Here is a 12,159-nt window from a genome sequence, read left to right as displayed (position 1 = left end):
TGAGCGCCGCCGGGCTCACTCCACCACGTGCTTCGCCTCGCAGGTCGCCAGCAGTTCCGGGTGCTGCACCGCGCGCGTGCGGGTCAGCAGCGGATGCAGGAACACCGCGCCCAGGATCACCGCCACGCCGAGATAGAACAGCCCGGTGAGCTGGCGTTGCTCGTCCAGCAGCACGATCGCGAATACGATCGCGTAGACCGGTTCCAGGTTGGTGACCAGTTGCACCGCATAGGCGCTGAGCCGGCGCAGCGCGACCAGGGCCAGGGCGAACGGCAGCAGCGTGCACAGCAGCGCCAGCGCCAGCAGCAGCGCGGTGTCGTGCAGGCTGGGCAGCACCAGCAACGGTCCGCTCAGGGCCGGCAGCACGAACGGCAGCAACGGCGCCAGTGCGGTCAGGGTCAGGGTGCCGGCGCCCAGTTCCAGTGCGGTCACGGTCAGCGGATCGGCATGGTCGACCAGGCGCTTGTTGAGCGAGCCGAAGGCCGCCACCAGCAGCGCCGACACCGCCCCGACCGCGACGCCGGCGCGCATCCCGTGCGGCACCCCGCCGACCACCAGGGCCACGCCCGGCAGCACCGCCAGGCCGAAGGCCAGTTCGCTGGGGCGGAACGGCCGCTTGGCCACCCACGGTTCGATCACCGCGGTGAACACCGGCGCCAGCGCGATGCAGGTCGCCGCGACCGAGGCGTTGGCCAGCTTGATCGCGCCATAGAAGGTCAGCCAGTGCAGGCCGACCAGGGCGCCGACGATGGCATAGCCCAGCGCCAGTTTCGGCGTCAGCGCCGCCAGTCCGCGCCATACCCGCGGCAGCAGCGCCAGCGCGGCCACCACCATCAGCATCCGCCAGCACACCAGCGGCAGCGCGGGCAGGGTGATCAGCTTGCCGAGAATCGCGGTGATCCCCCACAGCAGGACGCAGAAATGGATTTGCAGCTGGGCTTTGGTGGTGGGGTGCATCGGCATCGGCGTATTGTCGCGCAAAGCGCGGCGCAACGGTCGCCCATGGGCACGCGCGGGTCAGGCGTCCGCTGCGGGCGGCGGCGCGGTCCGCGCCATCCTGCGCGCATAGGCGGCGGTGAGTGGCGGCACCAGCAGCGCCGTCACCACCACCGACGTCGCCACCAACGCGGTCGCGGCGGGTGCGGTGGCGCGGAACTGCGGCGCCACCGCCGCCACCAGCGCCGGCGTGGCGACCGCCGCGCCGGCGGTGCTGGACGCGGCGAGGCCGGCGCTGCCGTTGCCGCCGGCCAGCCAGCGATCGGCCAGCAGCAGCGGGATCCCGGTCGCCACGATCACCAGCAGGCCGAGCGCGACCCCGGCCAGGCCGGCGTGCGCGACCAGGCGCAGGTCCAGGGTGTTGCCCAGGGCGAAGGCGAAGAACGGGATCAGCGCCGGCACCGCCCGCGCGAACAGGGCACGCAGCGCCGGATCCAGATTGCCGAGTGCAAAACCGGCCAGCAGCGGCAGCACCGCGCCCAGCAGCAGGCGCGGCTCGAAGCTGGCGACGCCGGCGGTACCGAGGATCAACATGGTCATCAGCGGCCCGGATTCCAGCGACATCAGCGCCATCGCGCCGGCCTCGCCGCGGCGGCCGTACTGCTGCATCAGCGCGGCGAACAGGCCGGCATTGGTCATGTCCATCGCCGCGACCAGCGCCAGCACCGACATGCCGCTCCACATGCCGGCGACGATGCCGCCCGGCGGCAGCAGGCGCGCGGCGATCACCGCGGTGATCCACGCCACCGCGAGCTTGGTCAGCACCAGCACGCCGGAGGCGCGCAGCACGCGGCCGCCACTGCGCAGCCGGATCGAGGCGCCCAGGCAGAAGCACCACACCGCCAGGATGGGCACCAGCCCGCCTATCAGGCCCTGGGTGAACGAGCCGAACCAGGCGCCAGCCTGCGGCCACACGGTGTGGCAGAGGGCGCCGAGCAACAGCGGCGCCAGCATCATGCCGCCGGGAAGACGTTCGAGCGTGCGCTTGATCCGCATCGATGGATTCCGCGTGTGGAGGCGCGGCCCGGCCGCGGCCCGGCCATGGCGCCGGACGGGCGCTGTTGTACCTCAGCGCGGCGACCGGCGGGTGTCACCGGGTGCTTCAGCCGGGGCCCGGTTCAGGCGTCTTGCGACCGTCGCGTCGCCGGTCGCGCTTGCGCTGTGCCGCACGTCGTCTGCGTGCGGCCGAATGCGTCACGCCTTGGCGGCGGACCCCAAAATCTTCAGCAATGCGATCGCCGCGGCGGGATTGCGTTCCTTGGCGGCGCTGATGAAGTAGACGAAGACCTCGCGCGGCGTGGTCTTGGCCACCGTCGCATCGGCATGCGGCAGCGCCTGCGGGTCCTCGCCGCGGCGCCAGGCCTGCGCGTGCGCGGCCCAGGCCTGCAGTTCCTTGGGCGGGTAGCCATGGGCGAGGTCGGCGCGGCTGCGCATCAGCCGCGCATAGACGAAGTCGGTGCTCAGGTCGGCGAAGGAGGGGAATTCGGGCGAATCGGTGAACACCGTGGCCACGCCCTGCCGGCGGGTCAGTTGCAGCAGTTCCGGGCCCACGCAGGCCGGATCGCGCACTTCCAGCACGTGGCGCAGCCGGTGTCCGCCGGCCTTGCGCGGCAGCAGCTCCAGGAATGCGGCCAGATCGTCCAGGTCCAGGCGATGGCCGTGCTCGAACTGCCACAGCAGCGGGCCGAGGCGGTCGCCGAGGCTGGCGATGCCGCCGACGAAGTCCTCGATCTGCGTGCCGGCACCGGCCAGCCGCCGCAGCGTGGTGATGCGCTTGGGCGCCTTGGCCGAGAACAGGAAGCCCGGCGGCGTCTCGTCGCGCCAGCGCGCATAGGTCTCCGGCTTCTGCGCGCCGTAGTAGGTGCCGTTGATCTCGATGCTGGTGACGTGGCGACTGGCGTATTCCAGCTCGCGGCGCTGCACCAGGCCCTGCGGATAGAACATGCCGCCGCGCCACGGCGCATAGGTCCAGCCGCCGATGCCGACGCGGATGCCGTCCGGCGCGGCCGGGGCGGAGTCGAAGAGGTCGTTCATGCGGGCGTGTCCGGCTGTAGGCGGGCGGCGATTGTGCCGCAGCGCGGCGTTGCGGGGTGTCGTCGCGGAAAGCAGGGGCTGGATGTGTCGTGGCGGTGGCGGCCATGCCTGTGTGGGGGTTCGGGGCGTGCGCGAGGGCATGTGGCATGCCGGCGTGCGCCTGCGCGGCAAAAGCGGGACGCGGTTGTGGCGTCGCGCTGCCTGGCTTTTCAACGTGGGCCGTCAGCGCAGGCACCGGTCGGGGCGGCACGCGCACTCGGCACTCGCCGCCCCTGTGGGCCTGCAGCAAGTGCCTGACAAGCTCTACACTCGCCCGGACGCGTGCGGCTGCGCGCGGCTTTGGTTTCCCTTCTTCAGGAGCGACGCAGTTGAAGAGCATCTCGATGGGCTGCGGCCTGTTGCTGGCGATGAGCGCCACCGTGCAGGCGCAGGCGCCTGTTCCCGCCGCGGCTCCCGCACCGGCCCCGGCCGCCTTGCCGCCGGGGCTGCAGGACCTGGATGCGCAGGTGGAGCGCGTGCGCAAGCAGTTCGACGTGCCGGGCATCGCCATCGCCATCGTCAAGGACGGGAAGGTGGTGCTGGAGCGCGGCTACGGCGTGCGCGAACTCGGCAAGCCGGAACCGGTGGACGCGCAGACCCTGTTCGCCATCGCCTCCAATACCAAGGCCTTCACCTCCGCAGCGCTGTCGATCCTGGCAGACGAAGGCAAGCTCAAGCTCGAGGATCGGGTGGTGGACCACCTGCCGTGGTTCCAGATGTCCGATGCCTACGTCACCCGCGAGATGCGCGTGCGCGACCTGCTCAGCCACCGCAGCGGCCTGAGCCTGGGGGCGGGCGACCTGCTGTTCTGGCCGGCCACCAGCTACAGCAACGAAGAGGTGGTGCGGCGCCTGGCGCACGTGCCGCTGAAGGGCGGCTTCCGCGACCGCTACGCGTACGACAACATCCTGTACGCGGTGGCGCAGAAGCTGATCGAGCAGGTCTCCGGGCAGAGCTACGCCGAGTTCGTGCGCCAGCGCATCTTCGTGCCGGTGGGCATGACCGGCGCGCGTATCAACAGCGACCACCTGCAGCCGGGCGATGAAGCCGCGGTCGGCCATGCCAAGTTCGACTTCCGCGAACTGCGCACCGTGGCGCCGCTGACCTGGTCCAACAATTCCGGTGCCGGCGGCATCTACGCCAACGTGCACGACATGGCCAAGTGGATGCAGGTGCAGCTCGACGGCGGGCGCCTGCCGTCGGCCGATGGCCAGGCGCGGCAATTGTTCAGCGCGCAGCGCCAGCAGGAGATGTGGCAGATGATCACGCCGATCGCGGTGTCCGAGCCGAGCGTGCCGGAACTGCTGCCGGCCAAGCCGAACTTCGCCGGCTACGGCGAGGGCTGGAGCCTGAGCGACTACCGCGGCGCCAAGCTGGTCTGGCACACCGGCGGCTGGCCGGGCATGGTCTCGCGGCTGACCCTGGTGCCGGAGCGCAAGCTCGGCGTGATCGTGCTGACCAACCAGGAGGTCGGCGCCGCCTTCAACGCGATCACCTTGCGGGTGCTGGACGCCTATCTGGGCGCGCCGGCGACCGACTGGACCGCCGCCTACGCCAAGGCCGTGGCCAAGGCCGACGCCAGCGCCGACGAGGACTGGGCCAAGCACGTGGCCGCGCGCGACGCCAAATCCGCGCCGTCGCTGCCGCTGTCCGGCTATGCCGGCACCTACCGCGACCCGTGGTACGGCGACGTGGTGGTGCGCCAGCAGGGCAAGCGCCTGGAACTGCAGTTCAGCAAGACCGCGCAACTGGTCGGCACCCTGGAGCACTGGCAGCACGACACCTTCATCGTGCGCTGGCGCGACCGCTCGCTCAACGCCGACGCCTTCCTGACGTTCGCCCTGACCGCCGACGGCAAGGTGCGCGAGGCACGCATGGAGGCGATCTCGCCGCTGACCGACTTCAGCTTCGATTTCCAGGACCTGGTGCTGACGCCGGCGGAGTGACTGCTGGGAATCGGGAATGGGGAATAGGGAGTGGTAGGAGCGGCTTCAGCCGCGACCGGGCTTCCTCGGTGAAGCCCGTCGCGGCTGAAGCCGCTCCTACGAGGGGGGCGATAGAGGAGCCGCTGTTGCGAATCCCCAATCCCCACTCCCGGCGCTACCGCGTCGCGGCTGAAGCCGCTCCTGCAAGGGGAAGCGATGCGCACAGGCAGCCGCTTTTGCGATTCCCCATTCCCCACTCCCCAATCCCAGCGTCACGGCCCGTGACGCCCGATACGCTACCCTGACGCCCCTTTTTGCGTGACGTGGCGATGTTCCGCTGGTTCGAGTCCCTGATCGAGGTCTTCCCGAAGATCGAGACGCAGATGCCGCCGCGTGGCGTGGTGCGCTTCTATCTGCACTATCTGCGTCCGCTGTGGCCATTGTTGCTGTCCACGTTGCTGGCTGGTCTGGCGCTGGCACTGGTGGAAGTGGCGATGTTCGACTTCCTCGGCCGCATCGTCGACATGGTCGCCGAGCAGCCGGGGCCGGACTTCTTCCAGCGCCATGCCGGCGAGTTGCTGTGGATGGCCTTCATCGTGCTGGTGGCGCGGCCGCTGTTCGTGGCCCTGCACAACCTGCTGGTGAACCAGGCCATCGTGCCGGGCCTGAGCAACCGCGCGCGCTGGCTGATGCACAACTACGTGGTGCGGCAGAGCCTGGGCTTCTTCCAGAACGACTTCGCCGGGCGCATCGCCAACCGGGTGATGCAGACCGGCACCTCGCTGCGCGAATCGGCGGTGCAGATGGTCGATGCGCTCTGGTACATCGTGGTCTACACCGGCAGCGCGCTGTACCTGTTCGCGCAGGCCGATCCCTGGCTGATGGCGCCGCTGCTGGTGTGGGTGCTGGCCTACGTGGCGCTGATGGTCTACTTCGTGCCGCGCATGAAGCACCGCGCCTGGATCGCCTCGGACGCGCGCTCCAAGGCGATGGGTCGCATCGTCGACGGCTACACCAACATCGCCACGCTCAAGCTGTTCTCGCATGCCGGACGCGAGCAGGCCTACGTGCGCGAGGCGATCGACGAACTGGCGGTCAAGCACCGCGGGCAGACCCGCATGACCACGGCGATGGACAGCGCCATCGCCATCATCAACGGCTTCCTGATCGCGGTGACCTGCGGGCTGGCGCTGTGGCTGTGGAGCCGCGGCCAGATCAGCGTGGGCGCGATCACCCTGGCCACCGGCCTGGTGATCCGCATCCACAACATGTCCGGCTGGATCATGTGGACGGTCAACGGCATCTTCGAGGACATCGGCGCCGTGCAGGACGGCATGGAGACGATCGCGCAGCCGGCGCAGGTGCAGGACCGCGCCGACGCGGTGCCGCTGCGCGTGGAGCGCGGCGAGGTGCGTTTCGAGCACATCCACTTCCACTACGGCAAGCGCGGCGGGGTCATCGCCGGGCTCGACCTGCAGGTGCGCGCGGGCGAGAAGATCGGTCTGGTCGGGCCATCCGGCGCCGGCAAGTCGACCCTGGTCAACGTGCTGCTGCGGCTGTACGACCTGGAGCAGGGACGCATCCTGATCGACGGGCAGGACATCGCCGGCGTCACCCAGGAGAGCCTGCGCCAGCAGATCGGCCTGGTCACCCAGGACACCTCGCTGCTGCATCGTTCGATTCGCGACAACCTGCTGTACGGCCGCCCCGATGCCAGCGAGGCGCAGCTGCGCGCCGCGGTGGCCAAGGCGCGCGCCGACGAGTTCATCGAACAGTTGCAGGACGGCGAGGGGCTGCGCGGCTACGACGCGCAGGTCGGCGAGCGCGGGGTCAAGCTGTCCGGCGGCCAGCGCCAACGCATCGCGATCGCCCGCGTGCTGCTCAAGGACGCGCCGATCCTGATCCTGGACGAGGCCACCTCCGCCCTGGATTCGGAAGTGGAAGCGGCGATCCAGGACAGCCTGGACGAACTGATGGCCGGCAAGACGGTGATTGCCATCGCCCACCGGCTCTCGACCATCGCGCGGATGGACCGGCTGGTGGTGATGGACCGCGGCGCCATCGTCGAGACCGGCAGCCATGCCGAGCTGGTCGCCCGCGGCGGCCTGTACGCGCGGCTGTGGGCGCGCCAGACCGGCGGCTTCGTCGCGGCGGACTAGGTTTGCACAACCAGGGCGTCGCGCGGTTCGCTGCCTGGCCGGCGGTCGGTCGGCGCCCAGGCGGGTCACCGCAAGCGCTGCACGGGTTTCGGCGCCGGTGGCCCGGCAATGCGACAATGCCGGGCTTACCCAGATTCGCCAGACCATGTCCCGATTGCAGTTCCAGCTCCACACCACCGACGGTGCCGCCCGCCGCGGCCGCCTGACCTTCCCGCGCGGAACGGTGGAGACGCCCGCGTTCATGCCGGTGGGCACCTACGGCTCGGTCAAGGGCGTGCTGCCCGAGCAGATCAAGGCGCTGGGCGCGCAGATCATCCTCGGCAACACCTTCCACCTGTACCTGCGCCCGGGCCTGGACGTGATCGGCGATCACGGCGGCCTGCACGGCTTCGCCCGCTGGGACGGGCCGATCCTGACCGATTCCGGCGGCTTCCAGGTGTTCTCGCTGGCGCACCGGCGCAAGATCAGCGAGCAGGGCGTGACCTTCGCTTCGCCCACCGACGGCGCCAAGGTGTTCCTGGGCCCGGAGGAGAGCATGAAGATCCAGCGGGTGCTCGATTCGGACATCGTGATGATCTTCGACGAGTGCACCCCGTACCCGGCCACCGAGGACGTGGCGCAGCGCTCGATGGAACTGAGCCTGCGCTGGGCGCAGCGCTCGCGCGACGCGCACGATGCGCTGGGCAACGACGCGGCGCTGTTCGGCATCGTCCAGGGCGGGGTGCATGCGGACCTGCGCAGCCGGTCGATCGACGGCCTGCAGGCGATCGGCTTCGACGGCTACGCGATCGGCGGCCTGGCGGTGGGCGAGCCGGAGCACGAGCGCAACGCCATGCTCGAGCACCTGCATCCGCGCCTGCCGGCCGACCGCCCGCGCTACCTGATGGGCGTGGGCCGGCCGGAGGACCTGGTCGAGGGCGTGGCCCGCGGCGTGGACATGTTCGACTGCGTGATGCCGACCCGCAACGCGCGCAACGGCCACTATTTCACCTCGTTCGGCACGGTGCGCATCCGCAACGCCAAGTACGAGCGCGACCTGGACCCGATCGAGCCGGGCTGTGGCTGTCATGCCTGCGGCAGCGGCTACACCCGCGCCTACCTGCGCCACCTGGACCGCTGCAACGAGATGCTGGCGCCGATGCTGGGCACCCTGCACAACCTCTGGTACTACCAGAAGCTCATGGCCGACATGCGCGCGGCGATCGCCGCGGGAACCTTTGCCCAGTTCCGGCGGTCCTTCTATGCGGCGCGCGGGGTCGAGGCCACGCCGCTCCCCTCGGAGCAAGGCTAAGCCCCTGTCCCCCCCCCCCCCGGGAGAGGGGTTGGGGTGAGGGTCCGGGCGCAGCCTCGTGTCATGTCGATCGCACAAGGCTTCACCCATCCCTGATTCGCCGCGCCACGCGGCACCTTCCCCCAGGAGGGGGCCGTGGGCCGCGAAGGAAGCAGGGAGGGGCGCCGCGGCCGTTCCCGGGGTTGGGGGAAGATCGTGGCATAATCGGCGGCTGCTTGCCGCCTCAAGGCAAACCAGCAGTCCGTGCCCCCAGGGCGGCGGGCTGCCCAAACCATAGGACACACCCGATGAATCCGCTCGATTTCCTGATTCCCGTCGCCCAGGCGCAGACCGCCGGCGGCACCGCGCCGGCCGGTGGCGGCCTGCAGATGTTCCTGCTGCCCATCATCCTGATCGCGGTGATGTATTTCGTGATGATCCGGCCGCAGATGAAGCGCCAGAAGGAACACAAGTCGATGCTGGACAAGCTCGGCCGCGGCGACGAGGTCATCACCTCCGGCGGCGTGGCCGGCGTGGTCACCGACATCGGCGACAACTTCGTCACCATCGAAGTGGCCGACAACGTGCGCATCCGCGTGCAGAAGGGCGCCATCGGCAACGTCCTGCCGAAGGGCACGCTGAAGTCCGCCTGATCCATTTCTCCTACTGCTAGGCGCGACGCCGGCGTGGCGTCGTGCGGGGTCCCGCAATGCTCGAGTTTCCGCGCTGGAAGTATGTCCTCATCCTGATCGTGCTGGCGTTGAGCGCGTTGTACGCGCTGCCCAACGTGTACCAGAAGGATCCGTCGGTCCAGATCACCGCCAGCCGCGGCGGCAAGATCGACGACGCCCTGCGCGAGCGGGTCCTCGCCGACCTGAAGACGGCCGGGATCACCCCGAAGCGGGTGGACAAGGAAGGCGACAGCCTGATGGTGCGCCTGCCGAACCTGCAGGCGCAGACCCGCGCCAACGACGTGCTGCGCCAGCAGGTGGGCGAGAACTACACGGTGGCGCTGAACCTGGCCTCGACCGTGCCGGACTGGCTGTCGCGGCTGGGCGGCAAGCCGATGGTGCTGGGTCTTGACCTGGTCGGCGGCGTGCACTTCGCCCTGCAGGTGGACCAGAAGGCGGCGCTGGAAAAGCGCCTGGACGCCTTCGCCGAGGACATCCGCACCACCCTGCGCGACAACCGCCTGGCCTACCGCTCGGTCGAGCGCCGTCCGGACAACAGCATCCAGGTCAGCCTGGGCGAGGGCGTGGACGCCAGCGCCGCGCGCGCGGCCATCGCCAAGGCGCAGCCGACCCTCAGCTATGCCGTGTCCGGGCAGACCATCGCCGTGACCGTGCCCGAGGCCGAGCTGAAGCAGATCGCCGCCGGCGCCATCGAGCAGAACCTGACCACCCTGCGCAACCGCGTCAACCAGTTGGGCGTGGCCGAGCCGATCATCCAGCGCCAGGGCGACGACCGCATCGTGGTCGAGCTGCCGGGCGTGCAGGACACCGCCGAGGCCAAGCGCATGATCGGCGCCACCGCCACGCTGGAGTTCCGCGGCGTGGTCGACGGCAATGCCGAGGACGCGGTGCGCAGCGGCAACATCCCGCCCGACGCCAAGGTCTACCGCCTGCGCGACAGCGGCGCCCCGGTGCTGCTGAGCAAGCGCGTGCTGGTGTCCGGCGACCAGATGGTCAATGCCACCGTCAGCACCGACCAGAACGGCATGCCGGCCGTGGCGGTGACGCTCAACAACGCCGCCGGCCAGCGCATGTTCGACTACACCAGCGCCAATACCGGCAAGCTGATGTCGGTGGTCTACATCGAACGCATCCCCACCGTGACCATGGTCGACGGCAAGGAAGTGCGCAGCGTGCGTGTCAACGAAGAGGCGCTGGCGCCGACCCGCATCGCCGGCGTGTTCGGCAAGAACTTCCAGACCACCGGCCTGGAGAAGACCGAGGCCGAGAACCTGGCCAAGCTGCTGCGTGCCGGTTCGCTGGCCGCGCCGATGGACTTCGTCGAGGAATACGTGATCGGCCCCAGCCTGGGCGCGGAGAACGTGGAGCGCGGCATCACCGCGGTGGTCTACGCGTTCCTGTTCACCCTGGTGTTCTTCAGCGTGTACTACCGCATGTTCGGCCTGATCACCTCGGTCGCGCTGCTGATGAACCTGCTGATCGTGGTCTCGGTGATGTCGCTGTTCGGCGCCACCATGACCTTGCCCGGCTTCGCCGGCCTGGCGCTGTCGGTGGGCCTGTCGGTGGACGCCAACGTGCTGATCAACGAGCGTATCCGCGAAGAATTGCGCCTGGGCGTGCCGCCCAAGTCGGCGATTGCCGCAGGCTACGAGAAGGCCGGCGGCACCATCCTCGACGCCAACCTCACCGGCATCATTGTCGGCGTGGCGCTGTACGCGTTCGGTACCGGTCCGCTGAAGGGCTTCGCGCTGACCATGATCATCGGCATCCTCGCCTCGATGTTCACCGCGATCACCGTGTCGCGCGCGCTGGCGGTGCTGATCTACGGCCGTCGCAAGAAGCTCAAGTCCGTGGCGATCTGAGCCGCGCACGCCATCTTCCGCACGACCCCGCGCCGGCAGGCGCGGGCTCCAAAAAAACGCAGAGCGGTCTCCAATGAAAATCTTCCCGCTTCACCTGATCCCCAACGACACCAAGATCGACTTCATGCGCTGGCGGCACCCGACCCTGGTGCTGATGCTGGTGCTGGCGCTGGCCTCGTTCGCGGTGATCTTCGCCAAGGGCTTCAACTACGCGCTGGAGTTCACCGGCGGCGCGCTGGTGCAGACCAGCTTCCAGAAGCCGGTCGACGTGGACCAGGTACGCGAGCAGCTGGCCAAGGCCGGCTTCGACAACGCGCAGGTGCAGAACGTCGGCAGCGGCAACGAGGTGGTGATCCGCCTGCAGCCGCAGGGCGAGCACAACAACGAGGACATCACCAAGAACCTCGCCGAGCAGGTGCGCAAGGCGGTGAGCACGCCGCAGAACCCGGCCACGGTCAAGCCGGGCGAGTTCGTCGGCCCGCAGGTCGGCAAGGACCTGGCCTTGAACGGCGTCTACGCCACGGTGTTCATGCTGGTCGGCTTCCTGATCTACATCGGCTTCCGCTTCGAGTGGAAGTTCGCGGTGGTGGCCAGCCTGACCGCGCTGTTCGACCTGCTGGTGACGGTCGCCTACGTGTCGGTCACCGGCCGCGAGTTCGACCTCACCGTGCTGGCCGGTCTGCTGTCGGTGATGGGCTTTGCGATCAACGACATCATCGTGGTGTTCGATCGCGTGCGCGAGAACTTCCGCAGCCTGCGCGTTGAGCCGATCGAGGTGCTGAACCGGTCGATCAACCAGACCCTGTCGCGTACGGTGATCACCGCGGTGATGTTCTTCCTGTCGGCGCTGGCGCTGTACCTGTACGGCGGCGAGTCGATGGAAGGCCTGGCGCTGACCCACATGATCGGCGCGGTGGTGGTGGTGGTGTCCTCGGTGATCGTGGCGGTGCCGCTGCTGTCGATCGGGCCGTTCCAGGTCACCAAGCAGGATCTGCTGCCGAAGTCGAAGGATGTGGAGGCGCTGGCGCGTCGGCCCTGATTGGGCCGGGATGGATTCGGGAGTGGGAATTCGTAGAAGCGTGAATTTCCTGGCCCTGAAACTTCCTCCAGCGAACAAGAAAAGCCGCGCGGATGCGCGGCTTTTTCTTTGTGCGGCTGTCAGCGCTATGGTTGGGGCAGGGC

At 69.2% G+C, this 12,159-nt stretch carries 9 protein-coding genes; 6 read left to right on the top strand and 3 right to left on the bottom strand.

The annotated features are described in order from the left end of the window. Nucleotides 1-15: 15 nt before the first annotated feature. The 3 genes from FHR56_RS07700 to FHR56_RS07690 all read right to left on the bottom strand — a co-directional run bounded on the left by FHR56_RS07700 (nucleotide 16) and on the right by FHR56_RS07690 (nucleotide 3,030). Nucleotides 16-963, bottom strand: coding sequence for a DMT family transporter (locus FHR56_RS07700; protein ID WP_160948461.1), 948 nt, complete (start codon nucleotides 961-963; stop codon nucleotides 16-18). A 54-nt stretch (nucleotides 964-1,017) separates the two neighbouring features. Beyond that, nucleotides 1,018-1,992 carry a 2-keto-3-deoxygluconate permease gene (locus FHR56_RS07695; RefSeq protein WP_184502460.1) on the bottom strand — a complete coding sequence of 325 codons (975 nt, stop codon included), beginning with the start codon at nucleotides 1,990-1,992 and terminating at the stop codon, nucleotides 1,018-1,020. Between the two features lie 198 nt (nucleotides 1,993-2,190). After that, nucleotides 2,191-3,030 carry a DUF72 domain-containing protein gene (locus FHR56_RS07690; protein ID WP_160948459.1) on the bottom strand — a complete coding sequence of 280 codons (840 nt, stop codon included), beginning with the start codon at nucleotides 3,028-3,030 and terminating at the stop codon, nucleotides 2,191-2,193. 368 nt (nucleotides 3,031-3,398) lie between these two features. Between FHR56_RS07690 and FHR56_RS07685 the strand changes: the two genes are divergently transcribed. From FHR56_RS07685 to secF, 6 genes are all read left to right on the top strand, one after another. Then, nucleotides 3,399-5,015 (top strand): serine hydrolase, encoded by a 1,617-nt coding sequence (locus FHR56_RS07685; RefSeq protein ID WP_160948458.1) that lies wholly within the window; start codon nucleotides 3,399-3,401, stop codon nucleotides 5,013-5,015. Between the two features lie 308 nt (nucleotides 5,016-5,323). Continuing rightward, nucleotides 5,324-7,153, top strand: coding sequence for an ABC transporter ATP-binding protein (locus FHR56_RS07680; protein ID WP_160948457.1), 1,830 nt, complete (start codon nucleotides 5,324-5,326; stop codon nucleotides 7,151-7,153). A 145-nt stretch (nucleotides 7,154-7,298) separates the two neighbouring features. After that, nucleotides 7,299-8,444 carry a tRNA guanosine(34) transglycosylase Tgt gene (gene tgt / locus FHR56_RS07675; protein WP_184502459.1) on the top strand — a complete coding sequence of 382 codons (1,146 nt, stop codon included), beginning with the start codon at nucleotides 7,299-7,301 and terminating at the stop codon, nucleotides 8,442-8,444. Between the two features lie 287 nt (nucleotides 8,445-8,731). Continuing rightward, on the top strand, nucleotides 8,732-9,076 hold the full coding sequence (yajC, locus tag FHR56_RS07670) for a preprotein translocase subunit YajC (RefSeq protein WP_019798110.1): 345 nt from the start codon (nucleotides 8,732-8,734) through the stop codon (nucleotides 9,074-9,076). A 56-nt stretch (nucleotides 9,077-9,132) separates the two neighbouring features. After that, the gene (gene secD / locus FHR56_RS07665) at nucleotides 9,133-10,977 is read left to right on the top strand and encodes a protein translocase subunit SecD (RefSeq protein WP_160948470.1); all 1,845 of its coding nucleotides are present in this window, start codon (nucleotides 9,133-9,135) and stop codon (nucleotides 10,975-10,977) included. A gap of 73 nt (nucleotides 10,978-11,050) precedes the next feature. Continuing rightward, nucleotides 11,051-12,016, top strand: a complete 966-nt coding sequence (gene secF, locus FHR56_RS07660) for a protein translocase subunit SecF (RefSeq protein WP_019798136.1) — start codon at nucleotides 11,051-11,053, stop codon at nucleotides 12,014-12,016. Nucleotides 12,017-12,159: the final 143 nt, after the last annotated feature.

The organism is Xanthomonas sp. F10 (assembly GCF_014206815.1).
GTDB lineage: Bacteria > Pseudomonadota > Gammaproteobacteria > Xanthomonadales > Xanthomonadaceae > Xanthomonas_A > Xanthomonas_A indica.
Note: the sequence above shows the minus strand (reverse complement) of the source record. Positions and strands in the feature narration are given on the sequence as shown.

Coding starts and splice junctions, on each gene's coding strand:
- secD (WP_160948470.1), top strand. CDS start 9,133: ATGCTCGAGTTTCCGCGCTGGAAGTATGTCCTCATCCTGATCGTGCTG.
- FHR56_RS07695 (WP_184502460.1), bottom strand. CDS start 1,992: ATGCGGATCAAGCGCACGCTCGAACGTCTTCCCGGCGGCATGATGCTG.
- FHR56_RS07700 (WP_160948461.1), bottom strand. CDS start 963: ATGCCGATGCACCCCACCACCAAAGCCCAGCTGCAAATCCATTTCTGC.
- yajC (WP_019798110.1), top strand. CDS start 8,732: ATGAATCCGCTCGATTTCCTGATTCCCGTCGCCCAGGCGCAGACCGCC.
- tgt (WP_184502459.1), top strand. CDS start 7,299: ATGTCCCGATTGCAGTTCCAGCTCCACACCACCGACGGTGCCGCCCGC.
- FHR56_RS07690 (WP_160948459.1), bottom strand. CDS start 3,030: ATGAACGACCTCTTCGACTCCGCCCCGGCCGCGCCGGACGGCATCCGC.
- secF (WP_019798136.1), top strand. CDS start 11,051: ATGAAAATCTTCCCGCTTCACCTGATCCCCAACGACACCAAGATCGAC.
- FHR56_RS07680 (WP_160948457.1), top strand. CDS start 5,324: ATGTTCCGCTGGTTCGAGTCCCTGATCGAGGTCTTCCCGAAGATCGAG.